Origin of the sequence: Parvimonas parva (assembly GCF_016552165.1) — a bacterium.
GTDB classification, from domain to species: domain Bacteria; phylum Bacillota; class Clostridia; order Tissierellales; family Peptoniphilaceae; genus Parvimonas; species Parvimonas parva.
Genome location: NZ_JACVDA010000018.1, coordinates 1 through 18,516 on the forward strand (window position 1 = coordinate 1; position 18,516 = coordinate 18,516).

Here is an 18,516-nt window from a genome sequence, read left to right on the forward strand (position 1 = left end):
ATATTATTCATAAAAGAGAGTTCCTTTCTAGTTATTTTTTTTGTTATTTTAATTATACAGGATATTCTCTTTTTTTTTGTACCCTTGGTCTCACATCAATTGTATCATAACACTTAAATTTACCTTAAATAAAAAAAGTTTTTGACATAACAAATGTTATATGGTATAATGATGCCGAATCAGTTAGCTTTAATTTTAAAGCGAGTTTGTAAAGGAGGTAAATTATGAAAAATGAAATTCTTTTTTATGAAGATGTAGAAAGAAATTACACAGTCTACGCAAATTCACTTTTTAGTTGTTTTGTAAACAACAATTGCAATATAGTTGTATAGCTATGTTGAAAAAGTTTCCAAAGTTGATAACATCAACTTTGGAACCTTCTTATATCAAAGATTTTTAAGGAGATATATTATGGGTTTAACAATAAAATGGGATAGTACATATATGTGCAATTTAAACTGCAAACATTGTATTAATGGAGATTATCTTGGTGATATTTCTAATGAGCTCAATTACGAAGAATTTGAAAACATAATCAAAGATATAAAATCTAAATATGAAATTGACTATATACATATGTTAGGGGGAGAACCTACTGTAAAAAAAGATTTTTTAAAGATTTGTAAAATTTTAGATTATAACAATATTGATTTTGGATTCAATACTAATGGAATTTTACTACATGAAAAGCTAATTAAAGAACTATTAAGACTAAAGCATCTAAAATCAATAGTATTTAGTATTGAAGGTCATAATGCAACCATTAATGATGATATAAGAGGGAAAAAAGTATTTAATAGAATAATATCATCTATAAATTCTACAAACAAAAATAAAGATTTATTAAAATCAAATATAAACATAGAAATTAATTTTGTAATTAGCAAAAAGAATTATAAATATGTTTCCAATATGATTGATTTATGTATTAATTTAAAGGCAACCAAATTAAATATTTTGGCAATGATAGAAGAAGGTAATGCTAAAGGTAGTGGTTATTCAGTTTCATTTCCTGAACAAGTGTTTGCAATGAAAGAAATATCCAAAAGATACAAGTCTTTAGGTAACAAATTGATTATTGACCCTAAATTTACAAGACCTATGGCAAAAAATTATATGGAGAGTGTTTTTGGTATGGTATTTCCTCAGTCTGTACATGGCTGTGGAGCGGGGTTGCTTTTTGGATTTATGGATAATAAAGGAAGAATGTTCCCTTGCAATAGATTTAAAACCAACGACTTAAATCTAGAAAAATATTCTATAAGAGAAAATAAATTTAAAGATGTATGGAGTGATGAGGATTTTTCTGTTCCATTTTCAATCATAGAAAGTGAAGAATATAGAAATTTAAAACCATGTAAAAACTGTGAATACTTTTCAAAAACTTGTTTCCCTTGTCCATTGGATGTAAACAAAGATACCATAATTACAGAATGTAGCCTATATTTAAATGAAATTAGAAAAAAAAATTATAACAATATAAGACCTATAAATCAAGACATCCGTTTTGTACATAAAATTGATAGTATTTTAGCTATCTCAACAAAAACATTAAATACAATTAAATTAAATAAAAATAGTTATAATATTCTATTAAATATAATGAATAGATTTATAAATGATTACCCTTCTTTGAAACAGTATTCAGAAAAAAATAATATAGAAATAAATGATTTACTAAAATTCATAGATTATCTAGAAACTAAGGGATTTATAGAGATATGAAAAAAAGTAGTAATTTTAAAAAATATAAAAAATTAATATCATATATAGGCGATTATAAATATCGTAGAATATTTGTAACGGTTTTAAGCGCAACAGCAACCATTATTGGTATAATAATTCCGTTTTTATTAGGTAACTTGGTTAATAAAGTTCAAAGTGGTCAATCTTTAGAAAATATTATAAAATTTTCTTTAATCGTAGCATCTGTAGGCTTATTAAATGTATTTTTAAATTCTTTACAAAATTATAAATGGCATGTTTTTAAAGTTGAATTTACAGATTATTTTAGAAGTCTGATGCTTGAAAAATTTTTTACAAAAAAAACTGAATATTGTAAAACAAATTTTAAAAATCTTAGTTCACTAATTTTACAAGATACTGAAAACATTTCAAAAGACATCTCCGTCGGTTTGCCAATGTTATTCTTAAATACTTTGAATATTTCGATGGTTTTGTTTTTTATGTTTAGAATGTCTTGGAAATTGACTTTGGTTGTGCTTTTTGTAATTCCAACATTTACAATTTTCTTTGGTCTTATTCAAAATTCAATTCAAAATAGCAGTATAAAAGAAAGAGAAGAGTTTGCTAATTTAACTGATAATATCAAAGAATATACCGAAGGAATTTTCCAGATAAAAGTTTTTAAAAAAGAAAATTTCTTCTTAAATAAATTTAAAGAAAATATCAAGATTTATGAAAAATATCTAAAAAAAATGAAATGGTATACAGCTGTTGGATATGGTATAATGAATTTTACAATAATTATGTTGCCTATTATTATCTTGATATTAGGTGCTATCGAAGTTAATAACGGAAATTTAACTTTGGGATATTTATTTTCTTTCTATTTTTATTTAAATTTTATTTATGAACCTATGCAAAATTTGATAAATTGGTTTAGTAATATTCAAATTTCTTTAGGAATGTCTGATAGAATTATAAGTTTTTTAGAAGAAGATATTGAGGATTTTTCAAAAGGGGAAAAAATTTCAGGTATAAATGAAATAGAAATGAAAAACCTAGCTTTTTCTTATGGAGAAAAAGAGGTTTTAAAAAATGTAAATTGTTATTTTAAAAAAGGAGATATTGTCGGAATTATCGGTTCTTCCGGAACCGGAAAAAGCACAATGATAGATGTAATTCTTAAATTTTGGAGTAATTATTCTGGAAATTTATTAATAAATGGGAAAGAAATCAGAGATATTTCAAGAGATAGTTATTATGACTATGTTTCTTATTTAGAACAAAGTATGTTTCTGTTTAAAGGAAATTTAGAGGAAAATATCACTTTTAACAATATTAACAATAAAAATCTAGAGAATTCAATAAATTTAGCTAGAGTAGACAAAATAATGACCAACAAAAATACAAAAGGTTTATCTATCGAAAGTAATGGTAAAAATATCTCCGGTGGCGAAAAGCAAAGAATTGCACTTGCAAGATCACTATATAAGAAATCTGACTTATTGATTCTTGATGAATTTACTTCAGCTTTAGATAACGAAACAGAAAATGAAGTAGTAAAAAATATAAAAATGATTAGTAAAGAGAAAATTATTTTGATTATTACTCACAAAAAAACGCCATTATCAATATGTAATAAAATAATGGATTTAAATAAAAATGAGTTTAAAACAATTGATTAAATTTTATATATAAAGTTGAGTATGAAATGCTCAACTTTTTTATGTCAACAACATTTTTCTTGGTTTTTCAAAAATTAATAAAATATATTTAAAAAATTTTTACAAACACCACTTTTAGTATTGAGTTTTTTTCAAATATCTTGTAAAATATGTTTAGACAAAATACAATTTTTCTTAGTTTTGATATTTTAATTTTTTTATTTTTAAGGAGAGAATGTAATGAACAAAAAAAATAGCATAGTTGATATGTTAACGTTTGGATTTGCTCTTTTTTCAATGTTTTTTGGGGCAGGGAACTTAATTTTCCCTCCATATTTGGGAGTTATTTCAGGTAGTTCTTGGTTCATAACATTTTTAGGATTTACAGTTACAGCCGTTGGTCTTGCTCTTGTAGCATTGATGGCAGTTACTTACTACGAATGTGATATAATGAATTTTTTTAGACCTATCGGAGAAAAACCGGCACTATTTTTAAGTTTTATGGTTATAATGTGCGTAGGTCCATTACTTGTAATTCCAAGAACTGGAGCAACAGCTTATGAAATGGGAATTAAGCCAATTTTAGGTTTCCATAATATTTATTCAATCACAACAGTTTCATTTATTTTTTATGCTTTAACTTATTTTTTAACTGTTAGACCTTTAAAGGTTGTAGATATTATCGGAAAATTTTTAACCCCTTTTCTAATACTTTCATTGGTTATAATCATTGTTAAAGGAACAATTACTCCAATTGGAGCTCCAGCTGAAACGGCTAAAATAAATAATGTTTTAGGAAAAGGACTAATCGACGGTTATCAAACAATGGACTGTTTCGTATCTCTTGCAGTTGGTTCAGTTTTAATGTTGACATTAAAAAACAAAGGATACAACGAACCGAAACAACAAGTGAAAATGTTGTTCAAGTCAGGACTTATAGCTTGTACTACTTTAGGACTAATCTATTGTGGACTTACATATCTTGGATCAACAGTTTCTACACAATATGGAATAGATGCCGAACAATCACAAATAATTGTAAATGTAACACAAAACCTTTTGGGAAATGCAGGAAAAATTACTTTAGGCTTAGCATCATTCCTTGCTTGTTTAACAACATCAATAGGACTTACATCAGCGTCTGGAGAATATTTAGTAAATATTACAAAGGGAAAATTTAAATATTCAACATTCATACTTGGAATTTGTTTATTCGGAACAGTTACAGCAATAATCGGAGTTAGTGGAATAGTAAAAATAGGTGCTCCAATACTTGCTGTTGTTTATCCACCGACAATTGTTTTAATTATACTTACATTTTTCAAAGAAAAAATCAAAAATGATTTAATATTCAAACTACCGACTTTCACAGCAGTTATAATAAGTTTTATACATGTACTTTATGAACAATTAGGAATTTTTAAATTTATAACTATTTTACCATTAAGTGATATAGGTTTTAACTGGATAATTCCAAGTTTTATAGCATTTGTAATAGCATTATTTATTAAAAAGAAATAAAATCAAAAGAAAAAGTGATGTATTAGCGTTTACATCACTTTTTTTGTAAATCAACAAGGTTATCAGGAACCCACCATCGTGTAAAGGTGAGGTTCTTTTTTTACAAACAAAAAAGCACGATGATTCGTGCTTTTCTTTGTGTTAAATTAATCTTGAGTAGAATTCTACTACTAATGAGTCTTGAATTTCAATAGGAACTTCATTTCTTTCAGGCATTCTAGTTAAAGTTGCTTTCAATCCTTCTTTCTTTTCGATATAAGGAACAACTCCTAAGAATGTAGATTCAAAGTTTTCTTTGAACATTTCTACTTTTTGTGATTTTTCTCTTAAAGTGATTTCATCTCCAACTTTTACTGCGTATGAAGGTATATCAACTTTTTTACCATTAACAAGCATATGTCCATGAACTACCATTTGTCTTGCTTGTCTAATTGAAGACGCAAAACCCATTCTGTAAACAAGGTTATCTAATCTTGTTTCTAACATCATAACAAGAGCGTCCCCTGTTATATGTTCTTTTTGTCTAAGCGCTTTTTCTACATAAGTTCTGAATTGTTTTTCCATAACTCCATAGTAAGCTCTTAGTCTTTGTTTTTCTAGTAATTGTAAACCGTATTCTGTTAATTTTTTGTCGTTTCTTGCAAGACCTTTACCCATTCTCTTATTAGCTTTTGGGTGTCCGCATACATTTAAGCCTAGTCTTCTTGATTGTTTAAATCTAGGTCCCATCATTTTTGCCATATTTTCATACTCCCCATAAATTATTTGCCGCGATAATTTATAGCCACGCATAAATTATACAACTTTTTTTATATTTTGTAAATAGCTTTTTTATGTTTTTTTCAATAATTTTTAAATAAAAGCTCCTCCGTTAACATTTATAACTTGTCCTGTTATATAAGAAGAATCTTTTGAAACCAAAAACTTTACAACACTTGCAATTTCTTCTGGCTTTCCAAGTCTTTGAAGTGGAAATTCCGAGCAATACTCTTCAAGATTTTCCTTTGAAATATTTTTTAACATATCTGTATCAATTCCACCCGGTGCAACAGTGTTTACGGTTATTCCTGAATAACCAAGTTCCTTTGCCAAAGCTTTATTCATAGAAATAATTGCTCCTTTAGTTGCAGAGTAATGCGCCTCAAGTGAGCCACCGGTAACTCCCCATATTGAGCTAATCCCAATAATTTTTCCGTATCTATTACTTATCATTGAAGGAATAGCTCTCTTTATGCAACGATAAGCTCCATGAACATTTACATTAAACATATCTTCCCATTCTTCTTCTGTGATATCTTGAAAAAATTTCACACTTGAAATTCCTGCATTATTTATTAAAATATCTACATTTCCAAAAATTTTTTCTATTTCTAAAAACATATTTTCAACGTCTTCTGTTTTTCTTATATCTGCCTTTATCATCAAAACATTTGAATTATATTCTTTTATTTCGTCAAAAACTCTTTTAGCCTCTATTTCATTTTCTCTAAAATTTATAACTATATTATAATTTTCCTTTGCCAAGCTCTTTGCAATCGCCGAACCAATGCCCCTTGATGCACCTGTTATAAGTACAGTATCTCTTTTCATACTAACTCCTTTAAAATAAATTATATCAACAAGATTAATTTTAATTATACCACAAACAAACGCAAAATAAAAAATTATTTTACTTTAGTTTGGTATTTTATCGAAAAATATGGTATAATAAAATTAACATTAATAAACTTTTCTATGTTGAGAATTTTATTTCACCATATTTATCCTTAGTTTAATTATTTTATCGAAAAATATGGTATAATAAAATTAACATTAATAAACTTTTCTATTACGAGAATTTTATTTCACCATATTTATCCTTAGTTTAGTTATTTTACAGAAAAATATGGTATAATATAATTAACATAACAATTATATTTTTTCGATATAATTGTAAAAAATGTTAGGAGGTATTTGTATGAAGTTAAAATTTATAGGTAAAAACATTGAAATCACTGATGCTTTAAGAGATATTACTGCTAAGAAATTTGAAAAGCTAGATAAATTCTTTTCTAAAGACATTGAAGGTAAAGTTACTTACAGTTCTGTTAAAAATAACAAAATTTTTGAAGCAACAATTTATTTACCAAATAGTACAATACTTAGAGCCGAAGAAAGTACAACTGATATGTACACTTCAATAGATATTGTTTTAGACAATCTTGAAAGACAAATCAGAAAAAACAAAACAAAGTTACAAAAGAAATATCAAGCATTAGAAACTATCAGATTTGAAAAAATTTCTGAACCGGTTGAAGATGAAGAAGAATCAAAAATTGTTAGAATTAAAAACTTTGACGTTGCTACAATGTCTGAAGAAGAGGCTATTTTACAAATAGAACTTTTAAACCATGACTTCTTTATTTTCAAAAATGCAAAAGATTCAAAAACAAATGTTTTATATAAAAGAAAAGATGGACACTATGGTTTAATAATAGTTGAATAGACAAAAAGAGGATTTTTTAAAAATCCTCTTTTTTCTTTAAACAATAACAACATCACAAAATCCATTATCCAATGCTATTTGTTTCAATTCTTCCATTTCTTCATCGGTTGGAGATGAAAACATACTGTATTCTTCCCTAACACCAAATTTTCTATATTTTATAATCTTGTATCTAATCTTATGTCCCATTTTTATGTACTTGGAAAGCATCTTTGTAATTTTATCAACTGTTGTTCTGTTATCCATTCCAGCAACTGTTACCGTTCTTATTTCAAATAGCTTGTCAATACTTGCAAGATAATCCGCATTTTCTAAAACCGTATCAACTTTGCTCTTAGTTATAAAAATATGTTCTTCATTATCAAATGCTTTTATATCAAGCATAAAAGAATCTGTAACTTCAACCAATTTTGGTAATTTTTTAAAAGGCAGACTTCCATTTGTATCTACAAAACAAGTTAGTCCAAGTTTTTTTACTTCCGTAAAAAGTGGCACTAAAAAATTATGTTGTAAAGTACATTCTCCACCACTAACAGTAATTCCTCTTATGAAAGGCATATTCTTTTTAATTCTTTCAAGAGTTTCTTCAACTGTCCAATTATATATTTTAGGACTTGAAAGATGCTTACAGACTCTAATACATTCATCACAATTTATACAAGTTTTATCGTTCCAAACAATTTTTCCATCTACATTTGTCAAACTTTTAGTCGGACAAGACGGAATACATTCCATACAGTTTATGCAATGTCTTATCGTTTCAGGATTATGACAATAAAAACAATTAAAATTACAACCTTGTAGGAAAATGGACGTCCTGTTACCAGGTCCGTCCACCACCGACATATCTATTATTTTGTTTATTTTTCCTTTATTCAACATCTCTAACCTTACGTTCTAATAAGTGATATTTTTCAAAAGCCTCTCTTGCATATTGAACAGTATCGTAGCTAACTCTTTCACCGTCAATAAATTTTTGCATATCAGATTTTTTTACCAAATATCCGGTTACACGAATCAAATCTCCATTTTCTCCATAACAAGAAATATATCTCATATTAAGTTTAAAACCTGCTTTAAAAATATCCAAAACGGCTGATGGATTTTTTTCTGCAGTTTCATCAAATGGGAAATGGTCGCCAATCCCTGATGGGAAATATTTGTGGAAAAGTCCTGAATGTTTAATATGATCATACATCGGAACTTCTTTTCCAATTCTAATTCTAACACCGGCACTATCCTCTGTATCGTCTTGTGCTCCAACTTGTGAATGTAACATAAACTTGTGATTCCAAAAAGTTGAATACTTACTTTCAAATGAATTTACTCTCTTTTCTAAGAAATCCATAACTTCCAATCCTAAGTTATTTGCATATTCATCTTTTCCATATTCCAAATCTTTATTTTCAAATTCTAAAAGTTTTTGAACGCATTCATGTAAACCAACTAAACCGAAAAGTCCGACAAATCTATCCAATTCAATGAATCCCTCTTTAACCAAGAAGTTTTCTTCAAAGAAAGGAGTTTCTTCAACTAAAAATCTAATCTTTCCTTCCATAAAGTTACACATTAAGTCTATCGCCTCAGGTAAAACCCTATCAAAAAAATCTTGTTTTGAACTTGAACTTCTTGCAAGTGAACCAAGTCTTAATCTGCTAAGAGTAAATGCACCTCCTGAAATAGGAAGTCCGTTGTAACAACTTGCTATCGCATAGTCGCCACCAAAATCTTTTCTGTAATATTTGTCATTTGCAAAAGCAGGGTTTGCAGTTAAAAGTGATGCATAAACACATTTTTCTCCAAAATCATCAGGAGTTATGTCTTCATCATATAAAATAGTCATATTTGGAGTAACATTATTTAAAGTTGGAAGTAATTCCAAAATAATTTCTCCTGCAACAGTTTTTTCAGGCCCAATATTTGCATGACAAAAACTGTCGTTAATTGTTCTATCTAAAGAAATTAAGAACCATCTAATTAACTTTTTAGCCTCATCTCTATCTGTGATGAACGGGTCTAAAAGTTTATCAATTTTCCCAATATAAACAGGATATCTAGTTATAGAAGGAATATGATGGTAAAAAATTAATAAATTATTAATTGCATCAAGTAGAGTTTCAGATTTTTCAAGACGTAAAAATTTACAGCCCTCATCTAAAAGTTTTTGGTAATTCGGACAAATGTATCTTGGTGCATAAGGAGCATGTCCTTCCCACAAATCACAAAAACCTCCATTTTCTGAAATTTCAAATATTCTTTCATTTACTGAATTTTTTGGAAAATTATTTAAGTTTTCCGCAAGTTTTGCAAGCTGAGAAGTCTTTTGTTCAAAAGTTAAATCTTTTGCCTTAATAATATTCATTGACAACTCTCTAGCTTCTTCTAATGTTTTAATTTCTGAAATCATAATACCTCCAAATTTTATGTCATAAAGTCATCTACTATTTACCCTTATTATATATCATTAAAACAAAAAATGATACTGTAATTTGTCTTTTTTGAGTTATTAAAAAAATAATCAAAAACCATAAATCAGATAAAGTATCATCTAAACAAAAATAATTATCATTTATTAGTCGTATTTTTTAAATTTTTTTTGTGAATTTTAACGATTATCCCTTTATTTTTTAATTAATTTGTATTATAATATATTGTATGATTATTTAAGGAGGGACATTAATGGAAAGTAAATTAGTTACTTTATTAAGAAAAGTTTTAATCGACAAAACTTTCGATTTAAAAACTGATAAAAGATTATATTCAGAATTCACTGTGCTTAAAGTAAAGAAGAAAACTGTAATAATTAAAGAAAACGACAAACTGGATTATTTATATTTATTAGTTAGAGGTAGTGCAAATGTAGTTCACTTCACACCCGTTGGGGAACTAATAGTATTTAATCACATTACAAATACTTCTATACTTGGTTTACTTGAATTTATGGATAACAAACATGATTTCTATAAGAGTGTTGCATTCTTCAAAGATACAAGACTTATTAGAATTCCAGTTGAAGCATTTGAAAGAGAAGCTGAAAGTATTGAACTTTTAAAAATTTACAATCACTTCTTATTAGACTTTGCTAAACATTCTATCGCTACATTCGATTTAACTAAAAACTACGGAAGAAAGAAAAACTTAATTGAATTCTTCTTATCTAAATGTGTTGAAGTTGAATTCCCTGTTAGAATTACTTTAACTAAAAAAGTTATCTCTGACTATTTAAGAATTAACGAAAGAACAATGTATAGATATTTAAATGAATTGATTGATAGAAATTGTATTTCAAGACAAACAGGTAAAATCATAATTTCAAAGGAAAATTACGATAATTTAGTTGAATACTCAAAAGAAAAAGGTGTAGATAACGACTAATAGGTGAGTATTATGAGTGAATCTATCGAAAATGCTAACTCAGTATCCAATTCAGATAAAAAGACAAAAAAATTTAATAAAAAATCTTTATTTATAGTTTTAAACTACTTTCTAACTCCAATTTTTATTATGTTAATATGTATTAAAATTTTAGATAATCAAAAAATTATGGAAAGTGTGATGAGTTTAAACTTTGTAGTTAAGTTTTTTGAAAATAATGCTTATTTAATTGAAAACAGAGAATTGTTTGATAAATTTTTTGTTGATATTTTAGGATCTATTGCAACACTTATTGCATTTATAATAGCTATTTTTATAGTTAAAAAAAGAACTGATAGTATCTCTAAAAATAAAACAACTGTTTCTTTTAAAAAATTATTTTTAATTGGAATTGGTCTTGGTGTATTTATGATTTTATGGAATATCATAATTTCATATACCTACCCACTATTAGGATTAACTTTTAAGAGTAATAATACTGAGAGTATTTTAAAGTCTTTAAAATTAAATAAGATATTATTAATTAATTTATTAATATCAGCACCGATAGGCGAAGAATTTGCTTTTAAATATGGAATGTTTACATTTTTCCACGAAATTTTTCAAGACAAAGGAAAATTTTTAGAAGTAATATTACCTGCATTTATTTCAGCATTTATCTTTGCTATAATCCATGACGGATTATTTTTAGTTCCTTTGTATATCGCACCAAGTTTCGTAGGTTGTTTGATATATAAAAAAACAAGGTCTTTACTACCTTGTATTTTAGGACATTTTTTAAACAATCTTTTAGCAATAATAACATTATTATCTTAAAAACTGTATAGATTATTCTATACAGTCAGAGCGCAGACAAAGCATTATTTTTGTCTGTGTTTTTTTTATGTATTTTTGTTTTTAGTTAAAAATCACTTAAGAATTTATTAAAATCTTAAATTTTATATAAATTTCTCTGAAATTTAAAAAATTAGGTCTCTTTCTACCTAATTTACTCATCATATTTGCTAATTTTTTCATATTTAGACACGCAAAAGTTAGGAGAGCTTTTATTTACATTTTTGCTTTTTCTTTCTCATTTGCACTTGATTTACTCTATTTTCATCATTCTTATGTAGCATTTTCAACATCTCCTTATATTACTTTTCAACTCTTTTCTCCACTAAAAAAGCGTCAATGATTTCTCATTGACACCTTTGTCATCAGTCTGAAGTGTCAATAAAAATATTGACACTTTTTTATTTAAAAATTATTTATTTTCAAATTCATATTCAAAATGTACATTACCTTCTTTAACACATTTATCATAGTCTTTTAAGATACTTACGCTTTTATTTGATAATAATATAAGAGCGATTAAGTTAGGTAACGCCATAAGCCCCATGAAAAGATCTGATAGTTTCCAAACAAAATCTCCTTGGAAAATTGGAGCTACAGCAAGCATAGTAAGCACTATTATTCTAAATACAATTATAATTGTTTTTTTGTTTCCTGCAATGTATTTTATATTTGATTCTGCAAAGAAATACCAACCAACTATTGTTGTAAGTGAGAAAAATGTAAGAGATAATGATAAAAATATACCACCAAAGCTATAAAATCCTTTGATAAAAGCATTTTGAGTCATTAATGTAGCTGATTTTGCCATTTCAGCTGATGGAATGTTCATGTTATATGAACCACTTACAATGTTTATAATTATTGTAGATAGACAAATTAAAAATGTAGATATGAAAACACCTATCATAGCAGTAAAACCTTGTTCTGCCGGATGGTCTGTGTGTGCTACGGCATGTGAATGAGGAGTTGATCCCATACCTGCTTCGTTTGAAAAAAGACCACGAGCAAGACCATATCTTATTGTATCTCTTAAAGTTATTCCTAATACGCCTCCACCAATAGCTTGAGGAGTAAAAGCTCCTTCAAAAATCAAACCTACAGCAGGTAATAATTTATTAGAAAACATTACTATTATTACTAAACAACCAAATACATAAGAAAAAGCCATAACAGGAACAACTTTTTCTGTAAATTTTGCAATTCTATCCATACCACCTGTTAGAACTATTCCTACAAAAGCTATAAGCCCGATGATTGTTATTGTACTTGGCAATTTTATAGAAGTTTTTAATGATTCCACAACAGAGTTTGATTGAACCATTATACCAACTATTCCTAAAGCAACTATACAAGTAACTGCAAAAAATCCCGCAAGATATTTATTTTTTAATCCATTTTTTATGTAGTAAGCAGGGCCTCCTACTAATTCTCCATTTCTTTTTTCTCTGTAAACTTGTGCTAAAACTGCTTCACAAAAAATTGTACTCATTCCAAAAAAAGCAGATAAAAGCATCCAAAATGCAGCTCCAGGTCCACCTGATGCAACAGCGGTTGCAACACCTACTATATTACCGGTTCCAACTTGAGCGGCAATTGCAGTAGATAAAGATTGAAATGGAGTCATTCTTCCTTCTTCTACGGGTTTATTTTCTTTTATATCTCTAAACATTTTTCCGAGAGCTGGAAAAAGTCTTGTAAATTGTGGAAATTTAAGTCTAATAGACATATAAATTCCTATTCCCACTAAGCAAAAAAGTAAAACATAGTTCCATAAGAAACCGCTTAAAACATCAACAATTTTTATAAAATCCATTTAATTCTCCTTATTTTTTAATTTGTATTTTGCAAGATATGAAACAATTATCCATATAATTGCAGAACGAATGAATGCAGAAATGAAAATATCATTAAATTGACTTTTCATTATTCCACCTCCAAATATTAAAAATCTTACAACGTATTCAACAGTATTTGCACCAAAATCACAAAGCATAAGTAGCATTATAAAAGGTGTTTTGTAAGCTGAGTGATCATGTCTAACAAGTATAAGGTAGAATAAGGCATAACTTGCATAAAATAAAATTTCTATAGAATAAGAACTTATAACATCAAAGGTTAAAGCTTTTCCTGCAAATGCACTTACTAATATTCTCATTAAGAAAACGAAAATACCAGCTATTAAGCCAGTTTTTAATTCATTAAGGTCAGGGTCATCATGAAGTGCAACAATTAATGCAACGATTCCCATGGAAGCTCTTAAATCTGTTTGTCCTAAATTAAAATTTAATAATGAACATATAGCAACAACAACTGAAACTAAAATAGTCTTAAACATTTTTTTCTCCTTTATTTATATATTATACATAAATAATATGTACAGTAAGTAATATTGTACCAAAAAACAAAAAAAATTTCAATATCTTTTAATATTTTTTAACAATCTAGTTTTTTAGCATTAATATTATATAAAAAATTAGTAACAAAATTATTTGTATCTTTAAAAAGATAATTTAAATTAAGATAAATTTAATTATACGATTGCTTTTTTGTTATAATATATATAATAAAAATAAAAAGCAAGGTATTAAGCCTTACTTCAGAGTGCAGACAAAGCATTAGTTTTGTCTGTACTCTGACTGTGTAGATTATTCTATACAGTTTTTTTATGCGCAAAAAAAGTTATTGCGAAAATCACAATAACTTTTTCTTTAACTATTTAATTACTTTTGCATTTACTTCTTCTAAAATCATTTCAAGGAACTCTTCTGCTTTCATTGAGCCTTTATCTCCCTCTCCACTTTTTCTAACAGAAACAGTTTTTTCGTTTACTTCATTTTCTCCAACTATCAAGCTGTAAGGGATTTTAGCAAGTTGTGCCTCTCTAATTTTTAATCCAATTTTTTCAGCTCTATCATCAACTGATACTCTTATATCTTTTTTAGCAAATGCTTGTTTTAGTTCATAAGCATAGTCGTTAAATTTATCTGAAATCGGTAAAATTTTAACTTGTTCAGGTGATAACCATGTTGGGAATGAACCTTTATATTCTTCAATTAGATAAGCTATAAATCTTTCCATTGTTGAAACAATTCCTCTGTGGATTACAACAGGTCTGTGATTATTCTTTCCGTCTTCTCCAACATAAGTTAAGTCAAACCTTTCAGGTAACAAGAAGTCAAGTTGAATTGTAGAAAGAGTTTCTTCTAAACCTATTGCAGTTTTTACTTGAACGTCAAGTTTTGGACCATAGAAAGCAGCTTCTCCTTTTGCTTCAAAGTATTCATATCCCAAGTCGTCCATTGCCTTTTTAAGCATTGTTTCAGCATTGTTCCACATTTCATCATTATCAAAATATTTTTCTTTGTTTTCAGGATCTCTGTAACTTAATCTAAATCTATAATTCTTTATATTAAAATCTTCGTAAACAGATTTCATTAAGTTTACAACTCTTGTAAATTCTTCTTGAATTTGGTCAGGGCGAACAAAAATGTGAGCGTCATTCAAAGTCATTTCTCTAACTCTTTGAAGCCCTGATAATGTTCCACTCATTTCGTAACGGTGCATCATTCCAAGTTCTGCAATTCTGATAGGAAACTCCTTGTAACTATGAACTTCATTATTGTAAATTTCCATGTGATGAGGACAGTTCATAGGTCTTAAAACTAACATTTCTCCATTTCCTAAGTCCATTGGAGGGAACATACTGTCTTGGTAATGGTCCCAATGTCCTGAAGTTTTATATAAATCAACATTTGCAAGGATTGGTGTATAAACGTGTTCATATCCACATTCAATTTCTTTATCTACTATATATCTTTCAACTACACGTCTAATTGTTGCTCCCTTTGGTAACCAGAAAGGAAGTCCTGCACCTACATTTTGGCTAATCATAAAGATTCCCAATTCTTTACCGATTTTTCTGTGGTCTCTTTGTTTTGCATCTTCTAAATATTCTAAGTATTCATCTAAATCTTTTTTCTTTTCAAAAGTTATACCGTAAATTCTTTGTAGCATTTTATTTTTTTCGCTACCTCTCCAATATGCACCTGCAATACTTAAAAGTTTAACAGCTTTAATTTTCTTTACATCAACAAGATGAGGTCCTCTACAAAGGTCAGTAAATTCTCCTAATTCATAGAAAGAAAGCTCAGCATCTGCATCAAAACCTTCGATTAAGTCAATTTTATAATCTTGTCCTTTTTTCGCAAAATATTTTAAAGCAAAATCTCTATCTACTTCTTTTCTATCTACTGAAAATCCTTCTTTTACTATTTTTTTCATTTCTTCTTCAATTTTAATCAAATCTTCCGGTGTGAATTTATGATCAGAATCTAAGTCATAGTAAAATCCGTTTTCTATTGATGGTCCGATACCAAACTTTGTATCAGGGAAAAGTCTTTGAATGGCAAGAGCCATAACATGACTTGATGTATGCCAGAAAATATCTTTTCCTTCTTTATCCTCAAACTTTACAAATTTAACTGTGCAATCTTCCTTTAGTGTTTCACTTAAACCTTTTGTAATCTCATCATTTATAACTGCTCCTAAAACATTTCTTGCAAAACCTTCAGAAATACTAATTGCAACGTCTAAAATTTTTACACCTTTTTCAAATTCATGAACAGACCCGTCAGGGAATGTAACTTTAATCATTTCCATATCTTCCTCCTATTTTTCTATACAAAAAAGAGCCTTCACCCCTACAACGTAGGGACGACGGCTCGTGGTTCCACCCTAATTACTTCTTAATTAGATAAAAGACTCCATAATAGTTTTCAAAAAACGGTATCTTAAATGGAATTACAGCCACGTTCCACTCTCTCTTAAAGCCCTATTTTCCTACTCGTTACTTCAACGTCTATATTAACTTTAACAATCCTTCAAAATCAACAGTCTTTTGCTCTCCAGTTTTTAAATTCTTAACTGTGTAAGTATTTGTATTTTTCTCGTCCTCTCCAACTATGATTATATAAGGAATATTTAACTTGTCTGCATAAGATATTTTTTTCTTCATCTTTGCATCTTCAAAATATACTTGTATTATTTTACCACTATTTTTAAATAAATTCAATAGTTTTATGGCATAATCATAACAATTTTCCATCGGAATGATTAAAGCATCAATACTATTTACTTTTATTTCCTTAAATAAATTCTTATCAAGTAGTTGGTAGAACAGTCTTGTAAGTCCGATAGAAATACCAACACCGGGTAAAACTTGACTTGTATAATTACTTGAAAGATCGTCATATCGACCTCCGGAGCATACACTTCCAAGTTGTCTATAATTTTCTAAAAATGTTTCATAAACAGTTCCTGTATAGTAATCCAGACCTCTTGTTATCGTCAAGTTTATTCTTATAAATTCATCAGGAATTCCAAAAAGTTTCATACAAGCATAAACCTCTTTTAACTCCTCAACCCCTTTTACAAAAAGTTCATTTGAAATTTCTAAAGAATTTAACTTTTCGATAATTTCTTCATTACTTCCGGATATATTTATAAATTCTACAATTTTTTCTAAAACATCATCAGAAATACCGATAGCTTTAAGCTCTGAAATAACTTTTTCAAGTCCGATTTTTTCAATCTTATCAATAATTCTTAAAATATCTGTCTTATTCTCAATACCTAAACTTTCAAAAAAACCATTTATAATTTTTAAATTACTAAAATTAATCGCAAACTTTTCGTTTATAATCTTTGAAAAAATTTCATAAATTATATAAGGAAGTTCTGCATCATTTTTTATATCAAGTTTTCCATTTCCAATAACATCAATATCACATTGATAAAACTCTTTATATCTTCCCTTTTGATTTCTCTCACCACGATAAACCTTAGCTATATGGTATCTTCTAAAAGGAAAATTCAAATCATTAAAATACTGAGCAACATATCTCGCCAAAGGAACAGTCAAATCAAATCTTAAAGAAATATCCTTACTTTCAGAATCAATCTTAAAAATTTGTTTTGTAGTTTCCCCACCACCCTTAGCCAAAAGAATCTCATTCTTTTCAAAAACAGGCGTATCTATCGGTAAAAAACCACGCTTTTTAAAAGTATCCTCAATTATATTTTTAACATTATCAAACAAAATTTGTTCACTAGGCAAAAGTTCCATAGTTCCAACAACATTGCTTGGCTTTATAAATCCCATAATTACCTCCATAGTGAAATAATCCCACCCAAATCGACAAATTCTTCATCTTTTGGAAAAATTATTTTCACATTTTCTTCATCCGCTATGTATTTAATTATATCATAATCTTTGTATTTTGTCACATCACCATAGAACAATAAAGTATCATCAGAAACAAAACCGCAAGTTCCTCCGATAAATCCATTTTTATATCCATTTAATATAATTCCGTCTGTTGTAACAAATTCCACATTTATTTTTTCATTTTTTAAAGTCTTATAAATTCCCTCATCACTTGTTATGATATGATTTTTAAAACAAATCATACTACAATTTGCATATCCCTGATTTACTTTTATATATTTTCTATTCAAACTCAGCTTTTCAAAAATTTCATTTGTTGTAAATTTTTCATTATGAAAAAAGTACTTATCATTCTTTGAGATATTTAAAACAATTTCACTATTTTTAAAACCTGAAACGCAAATTCTTTTTAACCTAAACTCTTTTAAAAATTCACTATAATATTCAAAAACAGAATCTTCAATATAAATTTCATCATCAATTTTTAAAACGCTAATATCGATATGGTCATTATAATTTTTATTAAATTTTTCATTATCTACACTTTTTATATATTCAATATTTTTTGAATTTAAAAGTTCAAAAAAACTTTCACTAGCTTTATTACTAACTAAAACTTTTTGTAACATATTAATCTCCTAAATGATTAAATTTTATGTAATTGGGTATAATTAATCTTAGTAATTATGACTTAACTTTTTTAAGTTATGTATATTATATCA

15 protein-coding genes are annotated in these 18,516 nt (G+C 27.6%); 6 read left to right on the plus strand and 9 right to left on the minus strand.

The window, feature by feature from the left end:
- Positions 1–411: 411 nt before the first annotated feature.
- The 3 genes from IBJ83_RS06440 to brnQ all read left to right on the plus strand — a co-directional run bounded on the left by IBJ83_RS06440 (position 412) and on the right by brnQ (position 4,871).
- A complete protein-coding gene (locus tag IBJ83_RS06440) occupies positions 412–1,725 on the plus strand; it encodes a radical SAM protein (protein ID WP_201275828.1) in 1,314 nt (437 codons plus the stop codon).
- Positions 1,722–3,371, plus strand: a complete 1,650-nt coding sequence (locus IBJ83_RS06445) for an ABC transporter ATP-binding protein (protein ID WP_201275829.1) — start codon at positions 1,722–1,724, stop codon at positions 3,369–3,371. The genes IBJ83_RS06440 and IBJ83_RS06445 overlap by 4 nt, the downstream gene beginning before the upstream one ends.
- A 219-nt stretch (positions 3,372–3,590) precedes the next feature.
- Positions 3,591–4,871 carry a branched-chain amino acid transport system II carrier protein gene (brnQ, locus tag IBJ83_RS06450; protein WP_201275830.1) on the plus strand — a complete coding sequence of 427 codons (1,281 nt, stop codon included), beginning with the start codon at positions 3,591–3,593 and terminating at the stop codon, positions 4,869–4,871.
- Positions 4,872–5,012: 141 nt separating this feature from the next.
- Here the strand turns inward: brnQ and rpsD are convergent, their stop codons facing one another.
- Both rpsD and ymfI read right to left on the minus strand, forming a co-directional pair.
- Positions 5,013–5,612, minus strand: coding sequence for a 30S ribosomal protein S4 (gene rpsD, locus IBJ83_RS06455; RefSeq protein WP_201275831.1), 600 nt, complete (start codon positions 5,610–5,612; stop codon positions 5,013–5,015).
- 111 nt (positions 5,613–5,723) lie between these two features.
- Positions 5,724–6,461 carry an elongation factor P 5-aminopentanone reductase gene (ymfI, locus tag IBJ83_RS06460; protein ID WP_201275832.1) on the minus strand — a complete coding sequence of 246 codons (738 nt, stop codon included), beginning with the start codon at positions 6,459–6,461 and terminating at the stop codon, positions 5,724–5,726.
- Between the two features lie 367 nt (positions 6,462–6,828).
- On the opposite strand from ymfI, the gene hpf reads away from it, so the two are divergent.
- Positions 6,829–7,356 carry a ribosome hibernation-promoting factor, HPF/YfiA family gene (gene hpf, locus IBJ83_RS06465; RefSeq protein ID WP_201275833.1) on the plus strand — a complete coding sequence of 176 codons (528 nt, stop codon included), beginning with the start codon at positions 6,829–6,831 and terminating at the stop codon, positions 7,354–7,356.
- 36 nt (positions 7,357–7,392) lie between these two features.
- Here the strand turns inward: hpf and IBJ83_RS06470 are convergent, their stop codons facing one another.
- Together IBJ83_RS06470 and IBJ83_RS06475 are read right to left on the minus strand one after the other, a co-directional pair.
- Complete coding sequence (locus IBJ83_RS06470) at positions 7,393–8,238, minus strand: YjjW family glycine radical enzyme activase (RefSeq protein ID WP_201275834.1); 846 nt, start codon at positions 8,236–8,238, stop codon at positions 7,393–7,395.
- Entirely contained in the window at positions 8,228–9,763 is a 1,536-nt protein-coding gene (locus tag IBJ83_RS06475) for a YjjI family glycine radical enzyme (protein WP_201275835.1), read from the minus strand. The genes IBJ83_RS06470 and IBJ83_RS06475 overlap by 11 nt, the downstream gene beginning before the upstream one ends.
- A 272-nt stretch (positions 9,764–10,035) precedes the next feature.
- Here IBJ83_RS06475 and IBJ83_RS06480 point away from each other — a divergent pair, with 272 nt between their 5' ends.
- Entirely contained in the window at positions 10,036–10,731 is a 696-nt protein-coding gene (locus IBJ83_RS06480; protein ID WP_068474417.1) for a Crp/Fnr family transcriptional regulator, read from the plus strand.
- Between the two features lie 12 nt (positions 10,732–10,743).
- On the plus strand, positions 10,744–11,547 hold the full coding sequence (locus tag IBJ83_RS06485) for a CPBP family intramembrane glutamic endopeptidase (RefSeq protein WP_201275836.1): 804 nt from the start codon (positions 10,744–10,746) through the stop codon (positions 11,545–11,547).
- A gap of 430 nt (positions 11,548–11,977) precedes the next feature.
- On the opposite strand, the gene IBJ83_RS06490 is transcribed toward IBJ83_RS06485, so the two are convergent.
- From IBJ83_RS06490 to IBJ83_RS06510, 5 genes are all read right to left on the minus strand, one after another.
- On the minus strand, positions 11,978–13,381 hold the full coding sequence (locus IBJ83_RS06490; protein WP_068474412.1) for an alanine/glycine:cation symporter family protein: 1,404 nt from the start codon (positions 13,379–13,381) through the stop codon (positions 11,978–11,980).
- Positions 13,382–13,903 carry a hypothetical protein gene (locus tag IBJ83_RS06495; protein ID WP_068474409.1) on the minus strand — a complete coding sequence of 174 codons (522 nt, stop codon included), beginning with the start codon at positions 13,901–13,903 and terminating at the stop codon, positions 13,382–13,384. It abuts the gene before it with no gap.
- Between the two features lie 377 nt (positions 13,904–14,280).
- Positions 14,281–16,227 carry a threonine--tRNA ligase gene (gene thrS, locus IBJ83_RS06500; RefSeq protein ID WP_231698894.1) on the minus strand — a complete coding sequence of 649 codons (1,947 nt, stop codon included), beginning with the start codon at positions 16,225–16,227 and terminating at the stop codon, positions 14,281–14,283.
- Positions 16,228–16,426: 199 nt separating this feature from the next.
- Positions 16,427–17,728: a histidine--tRNA ligase gene (gene hisS, locus IBJ83_RS06505; protein ID WP_201275837.1), complete on the minus strand. Its 1,302-nt coding sequence runs from the start codon at positions 17,726–17,728 to the stop codon at positions 16,427–16,429.
- A 2-nt stretch (positions 17,729–17,730) separates the two neighbouring features.
- Positions 17,731–18,423, minus strand: coding sequence for a DUF6873 family GME fold protein (locus IBJ83_RS06510; protein WP_201275838.1), 693 nt, complete (start codon positions 18,421–18,423; stop codon positions 17,731–17,733).
- Between the last annotated feature and the right edge of the window lie 93 nt (positions 18,424–18,516).